This window comes from Microbacterium sp. MYb54, assembly GCF_002979515.1.
Classification (GTDB): Bacteria; Actinomycetota; Actinomycetes; order Actinomycetales; family Microbacteriaceae; genus Microbacterium.
On sequence record NZ_PCPA01000009.1, the window covers coordinates 1 to 19,851 of the forward strand.

Annotated in this window: 20 protein-coding genes; 11 read left to right on the forward strand and 9 right to left on the reverse strand. The window is 68.1% G+C overall.

Features of this window, described 5'->3' with window-relative positions:
• A partial coding sequence (locus CQ040_RS20705) for a hypothetical protein (RefSeq protein ID WP_219844763.1) occupies nucleotides 1-542 on the forward strand: 542 nt, incomplete at its 5' end.
• On the opposite strand, the gene CQ040_RS21180 is transcribed toward CQ040_RS20705, so the two are convergent.
• Nucleotides 539-1,468: a LysR family transcriptional regulator gene (locus tag CQ040_RS21180; RefSeq protein WP_105526484.1), complete on the reverse strand. Its 930-nt coding sequence runs from the start codon at nucleotides 1,466-1,468 to the stop codon at nucleotides 539-541. The genes CQ040_RS20705 and CQ040_RS21180 overlap by 4 nt on opposite strands.
• A 141-nt stretch (nucleotides 1,469-1,609) precedes the next feature.
• Here CQ040_RS21180 and CQ040_RS11195 point away from each other — a divergent pair, with 141 nt between their 5' ends.
• Nucleotides 1,610-2,422 carry an alpha/beta fold hydrolase gene (locus tag CQ040_RS11195; protein WP_105526497.1) on the forward strand — a complete coding sequence of 271 codons (813 nt, stop codon included), beginning with the start codon at nucleotides 1,610-1,612 and terminating at the stop codon, nucleotides 2,420-2,422.
• 71 nt (nucleotides 2,423-2,493) lie between these two features.
• Here CQ040_RS11195 and erm read toward each other — a convergent pair whose 3' ends face one another.
• The 3 genes from erm to CQ040_RS11210 form a co-directional block, all read right to left on the reverse strand.
• Nucleotides 2,494-3,258 carry a 23S ribosomal RNA methyltransferase Erm gene (gene erm, locus CQ040_RS11200; RefSeq protein WP_105526496.1) on the reverse strand — a complete coding sequence of 255 codons (765 nt, stop codon included), beginning with the start codon at nucleotides 3,256-3,258 and terminating at the stop codon, nucleotides 2,494-2,496.
• A gap of 226 nt (nucleotides 3,259-3,484) precedes the next feature.
• The gene (locus tag CQ040_RS11205; protein WP_105526483.1) at nucleotides 3,485-4,087 is read right to left on the reverse strand and encodes a response regulator transcription factor; all 603 of its coding nucleotides are present in this window, start codon (nucleotides 4,085-4,087) and stop codon (nucleotides 3,485-3,487) included.
• Nucleotides 4,084-5,283, reverse strand: a complete 1,200-nt coding sequence (locus tag CQ040_RS11210) for a sensor histidine kinase (RefSeq protein WP_105526482.1) — start codon at nucleotides 5,281-5,283, stop codon at nucleotides 4,084-4,086. The genes CQ040_RS11205 and CQ040_RS11210 overlap by 4 nt, the downstream gene beginning before the upstream one ends.
• A 155-nt stretch (nucleotides 5,284-5,438) precedes the next feature.
• Here CQ040_RS11210 and CQ040_RS11215 point away from each other — a divergent pair, with 155 nt between their 5' ends.
• From CQ040_RS11215 to CQ040_RS11235, 5 genes are all read left to right on the forward strand, one after another.
• Nucleotides 5,439-5,981, forward strand: coding sequence for a small multidrug efflux protein (locus CQ040_RS11215; RefSeq protein ID WP_105526481.1), 543 nt, complete (start codon nucleotides 5,439-5,441; stop codon nucleotides 5,979-5,981).
• Nucleotides 5,982-6,045: 64 nt separating this feature from the next.
• A complete protein-coding gene (locus CQ040_RS11220) occupies nucleotides 6,046-6,381 on the forward strand; it encodes a helix-turn-helix transcriptional regulator (RefSeq protein WP_028502111.1) in 336 nt (111 codons plus the stop codon).
• On the forward strand, nucleotides 6,381-7,079 hold the full coding sequence (locus tag CQ040_RS11225) for a cation transporter (protein WP_105526480.1): 699 nt from the start codon (nucleotides 6,381-6,383) through the stop codon (nucleotides 7,077-7,079). The genes CQ040_RS11220 and CQ040_RS11225 overlap by 1 nt, the downstream gene beginning before the upstream one ends.
• 34 nt (nucleotides 7,080-7,113) lie before the next feature.
• Complete coding sequence (locus tag CQ040_RS11230; RefSeq protein ID WP_105526479.1) at nucleotides 7,114-8,022, forward strand: SDR family NAD(P)-dependent oxidoreductase; 909 nt, start codon at nucleotides 7,114-7,116, stop codon at nucleotides 8,020-8,022.
• 40 nt (nucleotides 8,023-8,062) lie between these two features.
• Nucleotides 8,063-8,968 (forward strand): arginase family protein, encoded by a 906-nt coding sequence (locus tag CQ040_RS11235; protein ID WP_105526478.1) that lies wholly within the window; start codon nucleotides 8,063-8,065, stop codon nucleotides 8,966-8,968.
• Between the two features lie 38 nt (nucleotides 8,969-9,006).
• On the opposite strand, the gene CQ040_RS11240 is transcribed toward CQ040_RS11235, so the two are convergent.
• From CQ040_RS11240 to CQ040_RS11255, 4 genes are all read right to left on the reverse strand, one after another.
• Nucleotides 9,007-10,290: a hemolysin family protein gene (locus tag CQ040_RS11240; RefSeq protein ID WP_105526477.1), complete on the reverse strand. Its 1,284-nt coding sequence runs from the start codon at nucleotides 10,288-10,290 to the stop codon at nucleotides 9,007-9,009.
• A 94-nt stretch (nucleotides 10,291-10,384) separates the two neighbouring features.
• Nucleotides 10,385-11,401, reverse strand: coding sequence for a TerC family protein (locus CQ040_RS11245; RefSeq protein ID WP_105526476.1), 1,017 nt, complete (start codon nucleotides 11,399-11,401; stop codon nucleotides 10,385-10,387).
• 254 nt (nucleotides 11,402-11,655) lie between these two features.
• Nucleotides 11,656-13,647 (reverse strand): alkaline phosphatase family protein, encoded by a 1,992-nt coding sequence (locus CQ040_RS11250; protein WP_258131592.1) that lies wholly within the window; start codon nucleotides 13,645-13,647, stop codon nucleotides 11,656-11,658.
• Between the two features lie 259 nt (nucleotides 13,648-13,906).
• Nucleotides 13,907-14,560 (reverse strand): GntR family transcriptional regulator, encoded by a 654-nt coding sequence (locus CQ040_RS11255; protein WP_105526495.1) that lies wholly within the window; start codon nucleotides 14,558-14,560, stop codon nucleotides 13,907-13,909.
• Between the two features lie 141 nt (nucleotides 14,561-14,701).
• Here CQ040_RS11255 and CQ040_RS11260 point away from each other — a divergent pair, with 141 nt between their 5' ends.
• Nucleotides 14,702-15,676, forward strand: a complete 975-nt coding sequence (locus tag CQ040_RS11260) for a bile acid:sodium symporter (protein ID WP_374954126.1) — start codon at nucleotides 14,702-14,704, stop codon at nucleotides 15,674-15,676.
• A 25-nt stretch (nucleotides 15,677-15,701) separates the two neighbouring features.
• On the opposite strand, the gene CQ040_RS11265 is transcribed toward CQ040_RS11260, so the two are convergent.
• Nucleotides 15,702-16,367 carry an HAD-IA family hydrolase gene (locus CQ040_RS11265; RefSeq protein ID WP_105526474.1) on the reverse strand — a complete coding sequence of 222 codons (666 nt, stop codon included), beginning with the start codon at nucleotides 16,365-16,367 and terminating at the stop codon, nucleotides 15,702-15,704.
• 207 nt (nucleotides 16,368-16,574) lie between these two features.
• Between CQ040_RS11265 and CQ040_RS11270 the strand changes: the two genes are divergently transcribed.
• From CQ040_RS11270 to CQ040_RS11280, 3 genes are all read left to right on the forward strand, one after another.
• The gene (locus CQ040_RS11270) at nucleotides 16,575-17,351 is read left to right on the forward strand and encodes a DeoR/GlpR family DNA-binding transcription regulator (protein WP_105526473.1); all 777 of its coding nucleotides are present in this window, start codon (nucleotides 16,575-16,577) and stop codon (nucleotides 17,349-17,351) included.
• Nucleotides 17,344-18,660, forward strand: coding sequence for an MFS transporter (locus tag CQ040_RS11275; RefSeq protein ID WP_219844694.1), 1,317 nt, complete (start codon nucleotides 17,344-17,346; stop codon nucleotides 18,658-18,660). The genes CQ040_RS11270 and CQ040_RS11275 overlap by 8 nt, the downstream gene beginning before the upstream one ends.
• Nucleotides 18,661-18,731: 71 nt before the next feature.
• Nucleotides 18,732-19,838 (forward strand): acyl-CoA desaturase, encoded by a 1,107-nt coding sequence (locus tag CQ040_RS11280; RefSeq protein WP_105526472.1) that lies wholly within the window; start codon nucleotides 18,732-18,734, stop codon nucleotides 19,836-19,838.
• Nucleotides 19,839-19,851: the final 13 nt, after the last annotated feature.

The window sequence follows — 19,851 nt, forward strand, 5'->3', positions numbered from 1 at the left end:
GCACCTACATCGCATCGCCTCCAGCACCCCCGGCACCCGCCCCCATCACGCCGCCGACCGAACCTTCTCCGACCCCGACGCAGAGCTCCACCGACGAGATCATCGCTGACGGGACCGACACGGACGAGACAGTCGCTGACTCGGTCGACACGGCGCCGAAGAAGGGTGGGCTGCGCAGCTACGACTACGGCTACAGCGAGGAGCGGACGATCCCCACGCCCGGCGAAGTGCCGGAACGCTACGACGACACCGAGACCCTGATGCTGCGGCCGACCGCGACATCGTGGTCATCGACCGTCGTCCTGGTGAGCACCGATGCCGACAGCGGCACCGTGCGGGTCGACGTCCGCAGGGCGTCTGGCACCGATTTGGCCTTCGTCGTCGACGAACAGACCGTCGCGACGATGACGGATGACGAAAGCTCGTCGAGCGGTTTCGAACTGACGCTTCCCCGAGGGGCGCACACCCTGTCGGTGCACTACCTCGACGGCGAGGGAGGGCTCGGCGCTCTCGGCGCCCGGACCACGCTCTCGGTCGACTAGACCGCTCGACTCTCGGGCGACGGCAGCCATGCGTCGTCGGGCACTTCCAGCCAGCCCCGCTCCTTCGCCAGCGCGGCAGCCGTCGCCCGCAGTTCGTGCAGCGCAGGGTGCAATAGACCTGCGCGCCACACCATCGCCCAGGGAAACAACGGGACCGGGTCGACGACCGGGAGGAGCACGGCACCGTCGACCGGAGGTTGCGACACGAGTGTGAGGATCGGGGCGCTGCGCAGCCGCAGGTGCTGCGCCAGCTCCTCCCCTCCCGGCACCAACGGGTGTCCGATCGCAGGGTCGATGCCGAACGGAGCGAGCAGCTGCGCGGTGGCATCCAGCCACCCCGGCGTGACCTGGGCTCCGGCACGGGAGCACACCCGGGTCTCACGCAGCGCCTCGAACGGGACCACGTCTCGCTCCGCCAACGGGTGCCCCTCGCGGATCAGCACGGCCAGCGGTTCGTAGCGCACGAGCTGAGAGGCGACTTCGGCAGAGGCCCGCGTCAGTCGGTCGAAGACCACATCCGTCGTCGATCCTGACGACACCGCACCGCCGGGGCCACCGAAGCGCGCGAAGAACTCACGGTCCGGCGCCCGACGCCGTGCAGCGTCCAGCACCAGCGCCGGCGTCAATGCAGGGTCGACGACGTCGACGATCAGCGGCTCCTCCTCGAGGATCTCCCGCAGAGCGAGGTCGTGCAGTGCGAGCATCTCCTTCGCCCGCGGAAGCAGCCGACGCCCTGCTTCGGTCAACTCGACGCTGCGGGTCGAACGAGTCAGCAGCGGCACGCCGAGGCGATCTTCCAGGCGGCGGATGTCGCGGCTGAGCGCCTGTTGGGCGATGTAGAGCCGCTGCGCGGCACGGCTGAAGTGCAACTCCTCCGCCACCGTGACGAAGTGCCGCAGCAGACGCAGCTCCAGCTCATCAGCCATGCAACGGTTATACCCGATTCACAACAGGAATGCGTCAATCCGCACCGAACGGGTGTTGGCATCGTGGCCCTTTCGGAGCGAACCTGGGTGCAGGACACGGCGGCGCACGGCACGACCGCCTCGATGACAAGGGAGCACGCCATGAACACGATGACCGCCGCACTCGATCTGCCCGACGCCCGCCTCCACTACGAGCTCCGCGGCGACGGACCGCTGATCGCCCTGATCGGCGCCCCCATGGATGCCGACGCCTTCGCACCGTTCGCCGACGAGCTCGCCACCGACCACACCGTGCTCACGACCGACCCGCGCGGCATCAAGCGGAGCATCCTCCACGACCCGTCCCAGGGATCCACCCCCGAGCGCCGCGCAGCCGACCTCGCAGCACTCATCGCGCACGTCGATGCCGGTCCTGCGATCGTCTTCGGGTCGAGCGGCGGCGCGGTGACTTCCTTGGCCCTCGCACAGTCCCGCCCCGACCTGGCACCGACGGTCATCGCCCACGAACCGCCGCTCCTCGAACTGCTTCCCGACCGCGACGAGCAGCGACGGCTCACCGACGAGCTCACGACGGCCGCTCTCTCAGGCGATCGGGTCGGGGCGTGGCGGCTGTTCTTCGCGCAGGCCAACATCGCGATGCCGGAGGAGATGCTCGTCCAGTGGTTCGGCGGCGAGGTCGATCCCCGGAACCATGCCGACGAGCAGTTCTGGTTCCGCCACGAACTCCCGGCGAGCGTGCGGTGGGAGCCCGACATCGAGGCTCTGCGTGCGCGCGCCGGCGACCTCGTGCTCGGGATCGGCGAGGAGTCGGTCGACCAGCTCTGCGAGCGTACGACGACCGAACTCGGGGCGCGACTCGGCATCGAGCCGACCCGCTTCCCCGGCGACCACACCGGATTCGTCGATCACCCCACCGAATTCGCAGCACGTCTGCGCGAGGTGCTCGCACCCTGAGAAGCGCCGGGAGACGACACGTCCGCACCGAGGCCGCCGAGCGAAATCCGCTGCTCGGCGGCCTCGCACCGTCATCGCCGCGAGATCTGACGCCAGAGCGCGGCCCAGTGCTCCGGACGCAGATCGCGCGGAAGCCTCTGATCCGTCGCGCCGGCAGCTGCCACCACGCGTCGAGCTCGGGACATCGGGACGCTCGCCGCCGCCGCCACGACAGCGGGGAGGTTCGCTCCTCTCCCCGTGAACATCGCGCGGACGAACGCCTCATACGCTCGCCGTTCGGATCCCGGAACGAGCGGTGAGCCCCGGCGGGTGATCGTGAGCAGCCCGCCGTCCACGCTCGGCTGCGGTGAGAACCCCCACGCCGGAACCCGGCCTTCGAGGGAGAACTCGAACCACGGCGCCGACTGCGCGGTCATCATGGTGCCGCCGCCGACGCCGGCGCGTTTGCGCGCCACTTCCCACTGCATCAGCAGCACGGCCTCGCTCCACCGCTCGGTCGAGAGCAGCCGCCGGAGGATCGGCGTGGTCAGGTGGAACGGGATGTTGCCGACGACCACTTCGGCCGCGAGCGGGTGGTGCGTCGCATCCGCGATCTCGATGCGAACGCCGGGCAGCACCTTTCGCAGTCGATGCACCCGGTGCTCGTCGATGTCGATCGCCGCGAGCGGCCTGCCCAGCTCCGCGAGCGAGCGGGTGAGGGCACCGTCACCGCACCCGAGTTCGAGGATCGAGCCCGAGGTTCGTCGCACGAGCGCGGTGATGCGGGTGAGGGTGGGACGGTGGGTGAGGAAGTTCTGGCCGAGTTCGTGTCGGCCGCCATGGGTTGAACGAGGCATGAGTGCGCTCCAGAAGAAGATTCGGAGCACCTCGAAGGAGGGGGAGGACGCGAAGAGGCGTCAGTGAGGACTGCCCGTCCCGAGGTGCGATGACATCTCGGTGGACGGCGCGCAGATGCGTGCGGTGAGCGAGCGCGCCGTCAGGAGCGGCGGTCGCGGAACACGAGGTTGCGCCCCATCATGGGCGCTGCGCATATCGTTCCCATGCCTGCCAGCATATCGGCAGTCAGATCCAGCCGCGCTCCTCGGCGATGAGCACCGCCTGCTGACGCGTGCCGACCGAGAGCTTCCCGAGAATGACGGAGATGTGGTTGCGCACGGTTCCCGGGGCGAGGGAGAGCGCCCGAGCGATCTGCCCTGTCGTCTCGCCTCGACGCCCGGCGCGCAGCACATCGAGCTCACGATCGGTGAGCGGTGAGCGCTCGTCACTCAGGGCGTCGGCCGCGATCTCGGGATCGACATAGCGGGCACCCGCCGCGACACGGCGGATGACTGCGGCGACCTCGTCGGCACCGCGGGACTTGGGCAGGAAGCCGGAGACACCGGATGCCAGAGCGCGGCGCAGTACGCCGGGGCGCGCGTGACGGGTGACGACCACGCATCGCGTCGCGATCAGCCTGTTCAGCTTCTCAGCCACCTGTACGCCATCGAGGCCCGGCATCTCGAGGTCGAGCAGGCAGACATCCGGTTGCAGACGCACAGCCTCGGCGACGGCCTGTTCGCCGTCCTCGCACTCGGCGATCACCTCGATGTCGTCTTCCAGCCGGAGGAGGGCTGCGAGGGCGGATCGGATCATCGCCTCGTCGTCGGCGATCAGCACGCGGATCATCGCGCGTCTCCCGTCTGAGCCGGCACCGTCACGGTGACCTTGAACTCCTCGGCCTCACGGCCGATCTCGAGCGTGCCGTGGACTTCGTCGATGCGTCGTCGGATGCCGTCGAGACCCGAGCCGGCGGCATCCTCCGGCTCATCCCCGGCAATGTCATTGGCGATCATGTACTGCCAGCCCGTGTCGATGCGCGAGAGCTCGAGTCGCGCGCGGCGCCCTCCGCCGTGACGGAGCACGTTGGTCGTCGTCTCGCGGATGACCGGTCCGAGGGCGGACGCGGGGGCCGCGTCCGAATCCGCGGGGATCACCGCCTCCACCTCGAGCCCGGCGGCGCGGAGCAGATCGCGGGCGTTCGCGATCTCGTCGCCGAGAGGCACGGAGCGGAACCGCAACGCGAGGTCGCGGGTTCCCTGTCGTGCGTCGTCGACGCTCGCCCTCGCGGCACGGAGCTGGTCCATACCCGCCCCCGCATCCTGCGGCATGAGCCGTTCGGCGAGCTCCAGCTGCAGCGCGATGACCTGGAGATGATGTCCCTGCAGATCGTGCACGTCTGTCGCCACGCGCAGGCGCTCCTGCGTCGCTGCGAGCTTCGCCTCGGACGCACGGGCACGATCGAGCGTGATGAGCACGTCCCACCACCACAGCGAGCTCACGGTCATCACCGGGAGCATCACGGTGTAGATGACCGACACGAGGAACGGGACATCATCCGGGACGTCGAAGGCGGAATCGGCGACGGCGAGGAAGACGAGGAGGAGCACCGCGGCGATGACGACCTTGTACCGCACCCCGCGCGGCCAGTTCAGCAGCACCAGAGTCTGCGCGAGTGGCATCAGGGCGAGCTGCCAACTGCCGACCACGGCTCCGGCCGCGACCCCATAGGCCACGGCCACGAGGAGCGGCACGACCAGACGCAGCCATCGGACACCCGGTTCGGCATCGAGCCGATGCCGGTAGTCCAGCAGCAGCGGAACCGTGCTGGCGCACCAGAGCAGACCGCCGACTCCGACGATGAGGCCCCCCACGTCACTCAGGTCACGTGCGAGCGTGAACAGCGTCCACGAGGCGACCAGTGCGATCTCCAGTGCCAGGACACCCGTCACGGTGTACCACCACGTGGCGGTGACCCCGCGGGACAGCTGTCGCGCCCCCGGGCTCAGCTCGACGGGGGCGAGGGGCTCGACTCGGCTGCTCACGCTCCCACGATACGGCCGTGACAGTTGTCACTGCTGCGTCATGCGATCCACCCGGAAAGCGGTGACGGCCCGACACTGCCGCCGCGGGCGAGGCTGGGGTGGACTGAGGACATCGCAGCGGAGACACCGTTCGCACCGACATCCGGGAGCATCCCATGAACCTCATCGAGACATTCCAGAACCTGGTCGCCCAGGTTCCAGAGCTCGTGCAGCCGCTCATCGTCGCCCTCGCCGGCGCGATCCCCTTCATCGAGGGCGAAGGCGCCGTGAGCATCGGCATCATCGGCGGCATCACGCCGGTGGTGGCCGCGATCGCCGCGATCGTCGGCAACTTCCTCTGCGTCCTCGTGGTCGTGCTGGTGAGCTCGAGAGCGCGACAGGCCGTCGTCACTCGCTCCCGCGCCAAGACTGCTGCGCTCGCGGGTGGCGGCTCGGCCGAGATGACTGCTGCGGATGCGCCAGAAACGGACCGCAGCACCGCACGTCGAGAGAAGTTCCAGCGCGCTTTCGAGCGCTACGGCGTCCCCGGGGTCAGCCTGCTCGGCCCGCTCCTGCTGCCGACCCAGTTCACCGCGACCATGCTCGCCGCTGCCGGCATCGGGAAGGCCCGCATCCTGTTCTGGCAGGCGCTGGCGATCATCGGGTGGACCACGATCATCGCCGTCATCGTCGGCAGCGCGGTGTACGCGATCCGCTGATCCCTCACAGATGTGGCTGGATTCAAGGTTTCTTGAATTCAGCCTTTTCTGTACAGTGGGGGGCGTGACCACCGCTCTCGCCTCCCTCACCCATACGGCTGCCGTCGCCCGTCTCGGGCACGCACTGTCCGATCCCACTCGCGCCGGCGTTCTGCTCGCGCTGCGGGAAGCGCCCCGCTACCCCGCCGACCTGGCCGACGCACTCGGCGTCTCACGCCAGACGATGTCGAACCACCTCGCCTGTCTCCGCGGATGCGGACTCGTCGAGAGCGTCCCCGACGGGCGCCGCAGCAGCTATCGACTCGCGGACCGCCACCTCGCGCCGGCACTCGACATGCTCATGCGGGTCACGCTCATCGTCGAACCCGACTGCTGCTCCGGCGAAGGCTGCACCTGCTGATGACCACCACGGCACCGGCGCAGCGCCGCGAGATCCTCCACCGCCGCATCCGCCTCATCGTCGGCATCACGATCGGCTATAACCTGATCGAGGCGGTCATCGCGATCGCCGCCGGCTCGGTCGCGTCGTCCGCCGCACTCATCGGCTTCGGCCTGGACTCCACGATCGAGGTGCTGTCCGCCGCAGCCGTCGCCTGGCAATTCACCCGCCGCGATCCCGAGCGCTGGGAGAAGCCGACCCTGCGCGTGATCGCCGTCGCGTTCTTCGCCCTCGCGATCTACGTCACGGCGACGTCCGTGACCGCGCTCGTCACGGCCGAGCGGCCCGAGCACAGCACGATCGGCATAATCCTGACCGCGGTCAGCGTCGCCGTCATGCCGTTCCTGTCGCTCGCAGAACGTCGTGCGGGCAAGGAGTTGGGGTCGGCCACAGCTGTCGCCGACTCGAAGCAGACGCTGATCTGCACCTATCTCTCCGCCGCCGTCCTGATCGGCCTGGTCGCCAACTCCCTGCTCGGCTGGTGGTGGGCCGATGCCGTCGCCGGGCTCGTCATCGCGGCCTTCGCGGTGCGCGAGGGGATCGAGGCGTGGAAGGGCGATGCCTGCGCGACCTCGGTCGGGATGCTCCTCGAAGACGACGACGAGCACGACGAACACGAAGGGCACGACCACGACCACGACCACCGACGCGGCCACTGACGCGAGCGGTATCCGTTCCGCCTAGGTTGGAGTGATGGATACCGCCCCCGCTTCGCCGTCGACCGAGCTGCAGGGTCGCACGGTGCTCGTCACCGGCGCGAACGCGGGCATCGGGTACTGGTGCGCTGAACAGCTCGCGATGCGTGGCGCACGGGTGATCCTCGGGTGCCGCTCCCCCGAGCGCGCCGAGACCGCGATCTCGGCGATCCGCGGCCAGGCTCCGGACGCCGACCTGCGGGTCTTGGCCCTCGACCTCGGCTCCCTCGACAGCGTCACCCGAGCTGGTGCCGAGGTCGGCGAGCGCGTCGATGCGGTCATCTGCAACGCCGGTGTGAAGGCCGCCGACCCCACGGCGCGAACGAGTGACGGCCTCGACCTCATGGTGGGGACGAACTTCCTCGGCCACTTCGCACTCGTGGCTCACCTCGAGCCGCTCCTCGCCCCGGATGCCCGCGTGGTCGCCGTCGGCTCGATCGCCCACCGCTTCGCACACCTCGATCCGGCACACATCGATGCTTCGTGGAACGGCTCGTCGCTCCGGCAGTACGGGCGATCGAAAGCTGCGCTCATGGCCTTCGCCTTCGAGCTGGCGCGGCGCTGGTCCGACACATCACGCGCAGCGGTGTGCGCACATCCGGGCTATGCGGTCGATCCGCTCACGCCGCAGCGCCCCGGCCTCGCCGAGGTGTCCGGCGTCATCCGGGCCCTCGCCGCACCGACTCGCGCTCTCGTGCAGGGCAAGGACGGCGGCGCACTGCCGATCGTGCATGCAGCCACCGCAGCGGACGTCTCCACCGGGGACTACTGGGGTCCGGGAGGTCTGCTCGAGTTCCGCGGGGCGCCGAAGCGCGTGGCCGCATCCGACGACGTCCGCTCCCCCGCTACGGGAACCGCGCTATGGGCGGCGGCGGAGCGCATCACCGGGGTGTCTCTTCCGACCTGACCCGGGTCCGGATGTCCGACCCCCACGGCAGGATGAGGGCATGATCACGCTGCTCTCCGCACCGTCCAATCTCGGTCTCCGTCCGCCGGAGCCGGGCAGCGTGCCCGGTGCGGCGAAGGCTCCTGAGGCTCTGCGCGAGGCCGGCCTCTTCGCGCGGTTCGCCGAGCTCGGCGCCACCGACTCCGGCATCGTGCTCGCCGGGCGCTACGTCGACGACGACGCCACGCGACCTCCGGGGCGTGTGCGGAACGAGAGCGCGATGATCGACCACTCGCAGCGCCTCGCCACGCGCATCGGCGTGGCCATCGACCGCGGCGAGGCTCCCCTGGTGATCGGCGGCGACTGTGCGATCCTCCTCGGTGCCGGCTTCGCGACCGCACGCCGCGGCGGTGTCGGCCTCGTGCACATCGACGGCCACACCGACTTCCGCCATCCCGGCAACAGCGACGAATGCGCGAGTGTGGCCGGAGAGGCCCTCGCCGGCGCGGTCGGGAAGCACTGGCCGGCGATCGCCGACATCGACGGGCTCGGCCCGTACTTCTCTGCCGAGCACACCGCACACATCGGCCACCGCTCCGACGACGAGGAGCAAGAAGAAGTGCGTGGCATCTTGGGCAGGGTCACACCGGCGGCCGACGTCGTATCCCTCGGTGCAGCCAGAGTCGGCGCCGAGTCAGCTGCCGTGGCAGGGCCGGCCTACTGGCTGCAGGTCGATGTCGATGTGCTCGACCCCACGGTCATGCCTGCGGTCGACAGCCCCGATCCGGGCGGCATCAACGCGGCTGAGCTCACCGCACTCCTGCGAGAGCTCGCGCCGCGCGCGGTCGGCGCGAGCGTCACGGTGTTCGACCCCGATCTCGATCCCGACGGACGCCATGCGCGTCTGCTGGTCGAGGTGCTGAGCGAAGGGCTCGGTGCGCTCGGCAGCCGCGCGCACCGGCCCTGACCGCTCAGCCGGGCCTCAGACTTCAGCCCCCGGCCTCCTCAGGCCCCTGGCTCCGCCACGACCGCGTCTGTGGTGACCCGCACGCGAGAGATCCGTCGACGGTCCAACTCCGCGACCTGGATCGTCGCACCAGGCACCTCGACCGTGTCGCCGACGACCGCGAGGCGCCCCAGCTGCTCGGTCACGAACCCGGCGATGGTGTCGGACGAACCGCGAGGCATCGCCAAGCCGGTCGCCTCCTCGAAGTCCTGCAGGTTGAGTCGCCCGTCGAGTCCCTCGTCGGATGAGATGAACACTTCGGCGTCGTACTCGTCGAAGATCTCGCCGACGACTTCCTCCACGAGGTCTTCCAGGGTGACCAGTCCGTCGGTGCCGCCGTACTCATCGACGACCACCGCGATGTGATGCCCCTCCGCCCGCATCCGGGTCAGGGTCGGCAGCACCCGCGCGGTCGAGGGGATGTAGGGGATGTCGCGCATGAGCGCGCTCAGAGGGCGCGTCGGATCGTCGGATGCGGCCTCGAACAGATCGCGCACGTGCACGAAGCCGGTGATGTCGTCGATCGATGTGTCGGCCACGGGGTAGCGCGAGAACGGAAGGTCGCGCACCTGCGCCATCACCTCGCCTACGCTCGCGGCCTCGTCGAGTGCGACCACCTCGGGTCGCGGCCGCATGACCTCGCTGACCTGGCGCCCGCGGAGGGACAGCACATCGTCGAGGATGCGCCGTTCGTCATCGGGCAGCCCCTGATGGCTCGCCACGATGTCGCGCACCTCTTCGTCGGTCATCTCGTCGCTCGTCTTGTGCGGATCGCCGCCGAGCAGCCGGACGAGGGCGTTCGTCGAGACCGAGAGCAGCCAGATCACGGGGCGCATGACCGTGGCGAACCCGTTGAGGGCGGGCGCGATCGCGTAGGCGAACTGCGCGTTGCGCTGGATCGCCAGCCGCTTGGGCACGAGCTCGCCGAGCACCAGCGAGAGGTACGCGATGATGAGCGTCAGCACGAGCGTCGCGACCGTCAGTGCCAGAGCGGGGGCGAGGCCCCACGACTCGAGCACCGGTGCCAGCGAAGGCGCGATCGATGTCGCACCGTAGGCCGCCGAGGCGAACCCGGCGACGGTCACGCCGATCTGCACGGCCGAGAGGAAGGTGTTGGGGTTGCGGGCGAGGGCGGCGACCTTCGCGCCGCGCCGCCCGCGTTGACCGATCGCGTTGATCTGACTCTCACGCAGCGTGACCAGCGCCATCTCCGTGGCAGCGAAGACACCGCCGATCAGCACGAACGCGAAGACGAGAGCGATGTTCCAGAGCAGGTCGCCCATCAGCGGGCCACCTCGTCTGTGGTGGGGTGAGCGCCCGGGATGAACCGGGCGCTCGTACTGTCAGAGTCCGAAGAGTCAGAACAGCGCTGCGCGCTCAAGAGTGCTCCTTGTGTGTCGGGGTGGTGTCGGTGGAAGAAGTGACGGCTGCCGGTGTGCGGCGGGTCTTGATGAGGCTCGCCACCGTGGCCACCGCGATGGTGAGGCCGATGAACAGCAGTGAGAACCAGATCGGGATCTCGGGGGCCCATTCGACGCCCTGGCCGCCGTTGATGAACGGCACCTCGTTCACATGCAGCGCGTGCAGGACGAGCTTGACGCCGATGAAGGCGAGGATGACCGCGAGTCCCTGCGCGAGGTAGACGAGGCGCTCGAGCAGGCCGCCGATGAGGAAGTACAGCTGGCGCAGACCCATCAGCGCGAAGGCGTTCGCCGTGAAGACGATGTAGGCCTGGTCGGTCAGGCCGTAGATCGCCGGGATCGAGTCGACGGCGAAGACGAGGTCGATGAACCCGATCGCGATGATCGTGAGGAGCATCGGGGTGACGAAGCGTTTGCCGTTCTTGACGACCGTCAGGCGGTCGCCGTTGTACTCGTCGCTGACGGGCAGGTGCCGACGCACGAACGTCATGAACCGCCCGTTCGCGGGGTTGCTCTCGTGGTTGCTGAACGCCTGACGGTAGGCGAGCACGAGGAGCAGCGCGCCGAACACGTAGAAGATCGCCGAGAAGTTCTCGATGAGCGTCGCGCCGACGGCGATGAAGATTCCTCGCAGGATCAGCGCGATCACGATGCCGATCATCAGCACCTTCTGCTGATAGATCTTCGGCACCGCGAAGCCCGTCATCACGATGAGGAAGACGAAGAGGTTGTCGATAGACAGGGCCTTCTCGGTGAGATACCCGGCGAAGTACTCTCCGCCGAAGGTCCACCCGGAGAAGACGCCGATGCCGACGCCGAACAGCAGCGCGAGGCTGATGTAGAAGATCGACCACCGTGCCGATTCTGCGATCGTCGGCTCGTGCGGCGTGCGCACGTGCGCGAAGAACTCGTAGACGAAGAAGGCGATCGTGATCGCGATCGTGATGATCCAGATCAGCGGGGTGATATCCAAATGAGGACTCCAGACTCGGGGTACGACCGTACCGCCAAAGTCTTCTCCATTCCATTGACCATGGAACCGGTGGCCCGGGATGCGACGTGCATCCGTAATGACGACCCCACCGTGTCGGAGTACTCCCCTTGGTTTCTCCAGATTAGGAGACGACCCTTTGCGGTTCCTGTGGATCTGCCGTAAGCGCACCGTCGCTGAAAGGCGACAGGCCTCCGCGGGTGCGTCGGACGGCAGCGCACCCGCGGAGGTCGCGGTCAGTTGAGGGTGAAGGAGACTGTCGTGGTGTTTCCCGCCACGTCCTGGACGACCATCGTGTTCTGTCCGCTCACGGCACCGAACGTGCCGGGCTTCAAGAAGTTCACGTCGGACCAGGTGTTGTCCGTGAGGTCCTTCGTGATGCCGTTGATCGTGACGAGTGAGACCTTGCCGGCGTCGAACAGCTTGTAGCTCACGAGGTCGTGGGTGCCACCGGAGCCCACCGTGAACGATGCCCCGTCCTTGATCGTCGCGGTCGGCGGTGTCGTGTCGATGGCGAAGGCGAACGCGCCGGTCTGCGCGATGTTCCCGGCGAGGTCCTCGGCGTTGTACTTCACGGTGTACGAGCCGTCGGCGAGCGCGAGTGTCGCCTGATGGATGCCGCTGGTCGCGCCGTTCATCGCCGACTGCGTGCTCTTGACGAGCTTGCCGTCCTTGTAGACGTTGGCGACGATGCGCTTCAGCCCGACGTCATCGGTGGCGTTCACCTGCAACTGCACCTGCGGTGTCGGTCCTGCCGTGGTCGGAGCGACGAGGGTCGCGACCGGCTTCTGCGTGTCGACCGGCGCCGGCGCCTGGCCGAGGGCGACGCGGTCGACCACCCAGAAAGCGCTGTTGGTGCCGGTGTAGTGGAAGCGGAACTGCGCTGTGCGCGCCCCGGCCGGCACGTCGAAGGAGAGAGCCTCGTTCGTGTTGGTGTTGGCCGAGTAGGCCTTCAGCGACCGCGGTTCGCCGCCGTCGAAGCTGACGAGCACCTCGGCCGACTGCGGGCCGTCGATGAAGTAGTTGGTCGCATAGGACAGCATCGCCGTGCTCGCCCCTGTGAGCGGATAGGCAGGGCTGACCAGCGTCGAGTCGAACGCGCCGGCCGAATGCGACTTGTCGTCCCACTCGTCCGAGTCCGCCACGGCGAAGACGTCACGTGCTCGAACCGACGTCTCCCGACGCTGCCCGAGCTCGACGTTGGTCCAGAACTCGTCGGTGGCGAACGACCAGCCGGACCACTCCTTCACACCCCCGGAGGGCATGCGGGAGTTGTCGATCGACCAGCCTTCGGGGGCAGATCGCGTCCACCCCAGCACATCGGCGCCAGGACGGGTCTCGTCCGCACGGGTCTGCAGCACCGGGCGCAGCGAGTCGAAGGCATCCGGAGCAAGAGCGGACAGCGCCGTGCCATCGAGGTTCCACGCGGGGTCGGCCGCGATACCCACGGCCGAGAGCACGGTCGGGGCGACGTCGGAGATCTTCACGTCGTTGCGCACGCCGGGTTCGATGCCCGGGCCCGCCGCGACGACGAACACCTTCCGCTCTGCGGGGCTGCTGCCGCCGTGTCCGCCGGTCGGGGTGTGCCCGTGATCGGCGGTCACGACGATCAGCCACTCCTCGTCATCCGGGCGGGCATCGACAGCTGCGAGGATCTGGCCGATCTCGCCGTCCGCCTTGGCCAGCGCGCGAGCGTAGGCGGCGCCGTTCGTTCCGGTGCTGTGACCGGCGCCGTCGACCTCGTCGAGGTGCACGAACACATCATCGGCTCCGCCGGCGATGGTCTCGACCGCCTTCGCCGTCGTGCCCGCGTCGTTGCCGCCCTGCACACGGGAGTCCACGGTCGAGCCGAAGATCGTCGTCGCGATCGGTGCCCACGTCGCCACCACGGCGGTGGAACGTGCCGGCTGCGCCGCCTCGATGCGCGACAGGTAGTCCGGGTACAGGTCGTATCGCGGCGAGGTGAAGTTGTTGTCGACCACGTTGTGCTTGTCAGGCCAGACGCCGGTCGCGATGGTCGACCATCCCGGCCCGGAGATGGTGCCGGCGAGCGGCGTGCCGTACAGGTTGCTCGAGGAGACCATGCCGCGCGCCATCAGGGCGTCGAGGTTGGGCATGTCGGCGTCGTCGAGGAAGTCGAACGAGGCACCGTCGATGCCGACGACGAGCGTCTTGACGGGCTTCGCGTCGCCGACGGCCGCTGCCGGTATGACAGAGAGGGTGGACACGAGGCACGCAGCCGCTGTGGCCACGACTACTGCTCGCTTGCGGAACGAGGACATTTCATCTCCGATGACTGTGGGGGGGGGTCGCGAGCATGGTGATGTCCATGCCCGGAGCCCAGTCTCGAACCCGCGCCCGCCTCTTCGACCGTTCCGCGCGAAGGTGTCAATACAAGTTGGCTCGGCGTTCACTCGATGGCGTCGATTTAGGTATCCACCTTCGTGAACGACCGACGCTGCAGACCGCGGAACGCGATGCGCCCTGCTAGTCCTGGAAGTCGGACCGGGTGAGCTCCTGCTCTTCTGCCCGGTCGATGATGGCCGGAAGCACCTCGTCGAAGAACTGCACGAGGACGGCGCGGGTCTTCACGGCGTCGCGCTCGAGCATCGCGTCGCGCAGTGAGACGACGAACGCGCCGACGACATCCCAGTCGAACGCATCTCTGGAGTGCTGGCTGAACCGACGGATCTGCGGCCCGAGGCGCTCGATGATCACCGCTCGCGAGGCATTGCCCTCGATGCGCGCGAACCCGGTGGCGGTCGCGCGCAACGCGATGCCGAAGGCCGCGACGTCACGCGACTTGACCGAAGAGGCCATCTCGTCGGCGAGCTCGGTGAGATAGGCGATGTCGTCGTCCTGGATCAGGGGCATGACGTGGCGCACGGAGCCGATCCAGATGTCTCCGAACAGGTCGACCGCGTTGCGGACCTGATCGAGGTCGATCGGCGCGACCCTGGTGTAACGGTTGCGCTGCATCTCGACGAGACCGTGGTCGGCCAGGCGGTCGAGGGCATGACGGATCGGCGTCTTCGACGTCCCGAGACGTTCGGCGAGCTCGTAATCGCGCAGCCGCTCGCCCGGACGCAGCTCACCGCTGATGATCGCGTCCTGCAACCGGTTGTACGCCTCGTCGCTCATCGATCTGCGCTCGAGGGGTCCGCCTGAGAGTGCCACATTGTCCTCCACTCGAGCACGAAAGCGAAGTAGAGCCTGAAGTTCTACCTACACTGCAATGTATCGCATTCGGCGTAACGGTCGGGAGGATCCGGAGTCGTGGAAGTGGCTGTGCGTACGTTCGCGGCGTGGTGGGAGCGGCATCAGGTGATCCTCTACCTGTCGTCGATCCTCGTCGCCGTCGTCGTCGGGATGCTGCTGCCTTCGGTAGGACAGCCGCTGGAGTCGGCGATCAACCCTCTCCTCGGTACCCTGCTGTTCGCGACGTTCCTCGGCGTGCCTTTCACCGCCATCGGGCAGGCGTTCACGGACTGGCGCTTCCTCGTCACAGTGCTCGTGCTCAACTTCGTCGTGGTTCCGGCAGTGGTGTTCGGCCTGAGCCGGGTGGTCGCCGCCGATCAGGCGATCCTCTTGGGTGTGCTGCTCGTGCTGCTCACTCCCTGCGTCGACTATGTGATCGTCTTCACTGGCCTGGCCGGTGGCGACCGCTCCCGGCTTCTCGCCGCCACCCCGCTGCTCATGCTGCTGCAGATACTCCTGCTCCCCCTCTTCCTCACCGCGATCGTCGGCACCGAGGCGACGAGCACATTCGACCCGCGCCCGTTCCTCGAAGCGTTCCTGCTGCTGATCCTGCTGCCGCTCGGGCTCGCCGCGCTGACGCAGCTGCTCGCGAAGAGGTTCGCCGTCGCGCGCGCGATCGAGCGCCTGGCGGCGACGGCGATGGTGCCGCTGATGATGCTCACTCTCGCGACGGTCGTCGCCTCTCAGGTGTTCGGCGTCAGCGACGTGCTGGGCCAGCTGCTGATCACGGTGCCACTCTTCCTCGCCTTCGCCGTGATCATCGCCCCTCTCGGTGCGCTCCTCGCGCGAGCGACAGGCTTGGATGTGCCCGGACGCCGCGCTGCCGTCTTCAGCGGCGTCACCCGGAACTCGCTCGTGGTGCTTCCGCTGGCACTCGCTCTGCCCGAGGCGTTCGCCCTCACCCCGCTCGTGGTCGTCACCCAGACGATGGTGGAGCTGCTCGTGATGGTGGTTTCGGTCTCGGTGGTACCGCGCCTGATCAGGACGCGCGCCAGCTGATCCGGACCGCGCCTTCGCCGTCCGTTCACCCTGCCGGCCGAAGTGCGGTTGTCGCAGACCGGACGCGCGCCCACCACGGGCTTCGTCGACGAGGGCTGTCGAAGTCGATCCCGGTCAGCTCCGCATCCAGGTCAGCGGCCGTACGGAACCGGTGGGTGCGGATGCCTCGCTCACGCGCCGCTTCCAGGTTCTCCACCCGATCGTCGATGAAGAGGGTGTCTTCGGGTGCGGCCTCGGCGAGCGCCAGGGCGGTGTCGAAGATCTCGGCATCCGGCTTGGCCAAGCGCAGTTCGGCACTGAACACCATCAGCGAGAAGAGCTCGCGTAGGACGGCTGCGTGCCGGATCTCGGCTGCGAGATCGCTCGGCGCGTTCGACAGCAGCGTCAGCTGAGCACCACGACTATGCGCGGCACGCAGAGCCGCGATCGTCGCGAAGTTCAGGTGGGTCCAGCTCTCGATGTCGAGTCTTCGAAGGGTCAGCAGCTCTTCGCCGCGGATCCGGCGCCCCACGACGTCTTCCCAGTAGTCCGCGGCGGGGAGACCGCGGTCGTAGGGTTCGCGTGACGCCCAGTACCGGGCCCGGAATGTCGTCGTCGGGATCCCGACCACCGCAGCCATTCCCTGGATCGCGGCAGTGGGCTGCGGCTCGCTGATCACCTCGCCGAAGTCCACGAGCAGATGCTTCGTCATGATGTCTCCTTGGTCGGATCGCTAGAACGCACAGGCTACATGATCAAACAGACATCTGAATGTTCGCTTTGCATTCGCACTCATTGCCGCGAATTTGCAGGCTGCACGCGAAGCTACAGTCGGCCATCCGGTGAGAGCGAGCGCCGGACATGGCAAAATCGATCAATCCACGTTCCGAATGAAACACACTTCATGTATGTTTGAAACATGACCGGACTGTCACGGCAAGATGCCATCCTCGAGGCCCTCTACACGAGCGGTCGCGTCAGCGTCGCCGACGTGGCATCCGAGTTCGCGGTTTCCGAGGTCACCGTGCGGCGCGACCTCGATCACCTCGCGCAGGCAGGCGTCCTCCGACGCGTTCGGGGCGGAGCCGTCAGCGTGCGGCTGCGCGGCGAAGGCCTCCCCTTCTCGATGCGGCGCCTGGAAGCATCCGACGCGAAGGAGCGCATCGCCGAGGCCGCGGCGAAACTGGTCATCGACGGCGAGGCGGTGTGCGTCGACAGCGGGACGACGGGCGCGGCCGTCGCTCAGCAGCTGGCCTCGCGGCGTCTCACCGTCATGCCGTTCAGCGTGCAGTCGCTGGAGGCCCTGACCCGTGGCGCGGTGGCCAGGGTGATCCTGCCGAGCGGGTCTGTCCACCCGGAAGAGGGTTCGATCGTCGGACCTCTGGTCGAGCAGTCGTTGCGTGACCTCCGCTTCGACACCGTCTTCCTCAGTTGCTGCGGCGCTGCGCTCGACGCGGGCATCACGGCGTATGACCTCGACGACGCCGCAGCCAAGCGCGCGATGATCGCCGCCGGACGCCGCGTGGTGCTCATCGCCGAGGGGGCGAAGTTCGCGCGGTCGGCGATGAGCGTGGTGTGCGCCCTCACCGACGTCGATGTCGTGGTCACCGACGAGACGGCCCCGACCGAAGTGCTCGACGAACTCCGGGCCGCCGGGGTAGAGGTGGTCGTCGCCTCGGGAGCCTCCGGTGAGTGAGGGCGGCGCGACGACCGCTCCCCCGGCGAAGCCGTCGACCCTCCGCGTCGTCCTCTCGCATCCGCTGTATCGGGCGTCGACGCTCGCGCTCTTCCTCTCGGGCCTCGGCATGTCGGCCGCGGCACCACTCATCGCCTCGTTCCTGGTCACCGAGCTCGGCGCCTCGTTCACCGTCGCCGGTCTCTACTATCTGACGAGTCTCACCGCGCCCGTCGCCGGCTACCTCGTCGGAGCCCGCTCCGACCGCACGGGCCGACGACTCGGACTGTTCCGGATCTGCGCCGTCGCCGGTTTCCTCGGCTGGCTGGGCATCGCGTATTCCACTGAGCTGTGGATGCCGTTCGTCATCAGCGCCATCGTGCTCGGCTTCGCGGGTGCCGCGACGTCGCAGCTGTTCGCCGCGATCCATGACGAGCTCACCGCGGAGCCCACGGCCGCCGACGACGGTGTCGTCGCCGTGGTGCGGATGGCGCTCACCGCGGGATGGGTGATCGGGCCGGTGCTGGGGTCGTTCCTCGCCGCCTATGCCGGGTACCGCACGATGCTGATCTTCGTCGCGATCGCCACCCTCGCCCAGATCCTCCCTCTCGGGACCCTCCGCACCACTCCGCCACCGCTCACCGGAGAGTCGTCGGTCCCCGGTTCAGCCTCCAGCGCGAAGACCGCGCCCGGCCTTCGCGCGATGCTGCCGCTCCTGGCGTTCACGGCGCTCTACATCTGCGTCTACGCCGGCGAGTCCGTGAAGTACGCCTTCCTCCCGCTCTACATGAACGAGCAGTTGCGCCTGGCCCCCGAGATCAGTGGTGCGATCATCGGCATCCAGCCTCTGGTCGAGCTCGCCCTGATGCCTCTCGCCGTGATCGTCGGACGAAGGGTCGGCATGACCCGACTGATGGCGTTCGCCGCCGCGTGCGGTGTCGGCGCGAACCTCTTCTTCGCCTTCTCCGGGACGGCAGCCGGACTCTTCGCCGGGCAGATCCTGATGGGCGCCGTCTGGGGTGTCTTCGCTGCCCTCGGGATCATCGTCGCCCAGCGTCTGCTCCCGACGGCGGTGGCGACGGCGTCGGCGATCTTCCTCAGCTCGACCGCGATCAGCTCGGCCATCGGCGGTCTCGCCGGCGGTCTCGGCGCGGCCGTCATCGGCCTGCCACTCGTGTTCGTGATCCCCGCCGGATTCGCGGCTGTCGCCGTGATCGGACTGCTGATCATGAGCCGTCGGGAGTCGTCTCGATCCTGGACGCACACCCAGGTTGGGCGCGTACCGTCGGTCTCAGAAGGCACGACAGAAGATCAGAACGCGACGCCCTGACCGGCGGTTCGCGAAGCATCAATCAGGACGACCCTCCGCCGCCTCAGGGCGACGCCGGAGAAGAGGTCATCATGGGCGACATCCGCCCGACCGTCCGCACCTGTCCACGCGACAGCGTGAACCGGACATCGAGCACATTCACCGAACTGGCTCAGCAGATCCGCAATCGTGGACTGCTGCGCCGACGATACGGCTACTACTGGTCGAAGCTCGTGGGCGCACCGCTGGTTCTCGCCGCGTGCCTCATCGGCTTCTTCTGGATCGGCGACAGCTGGTGGCAGCTGTTCACGGCTGCGGCTCTCGCGATCGTCTTCACGCAGATCGCCTTCCTCGGGCATGACGCAGCGCACCGACAGATCTTCGTGTCCGGCCGCTGGAACGACTGGACCAGCCTCGTCCTCGGCGATCTCTTCGTCGGGATGAGCTACGGATGGTGGCAGCACAAGCACACGCGGCACCACGCCAACCCCAACAAGCTCGGCTCCGATCCTGACATCGAGCTCCCGGTCATCGCGGTGACCGCCGAGACCGCCGCCCGACATCACAGTCCTGCCGTGCAGTGGATGCGCGGACACCAGGGACTCCTGTTCTTCCCCATCCTCTTCTTCGAGGGGATCTCCCTGCACGCCTCGAGTGTGCGTCGGGTCGTCACGCGGGGTCGACTCGAGCGTCGACGGGTGGAGATCGCGTTCCTGAGCATCCGCATGATCGGATACCTGGCGATCGTGTTCCTCGTGCTCTCCCCCGGGATCGCCTTCGTGTTCCTCGCCGTGCAGCTCGGTCTCTTCGGGTTCTACATGGGCATCGCGTTCGCCCCGAACCACAAGGGGATGCCGGTGGTTCCGCGCGACCTGACGCTGGACTTCCTCCGCCGTCAGGTGCTGATGAGCCGGAACGTCCGCGGCACCCGCGCACTGGATGTCGCCATGGGCGGGCTGAACTACCAGATCGAGCATCACCTGTTCCCGTCGATGCCGCGGCCGCACCTGCGTCGCGCGGCACCGATCATCGCCGAGTACTGCGAGGCCCACGGGGTGCCGTACACGCAGACGGGTCTGTTCGCGTCGTACGCGATCGTCGTGCGCTACATCAACCGCGTCGGGCTCGGGGAGCGCGATGTCTTCAGCTGCCCCCTCGCCGATCAGCGGCTTGCGATCGGGGCACCGGTCCGGTCCTGAACGGTCGTTGCCT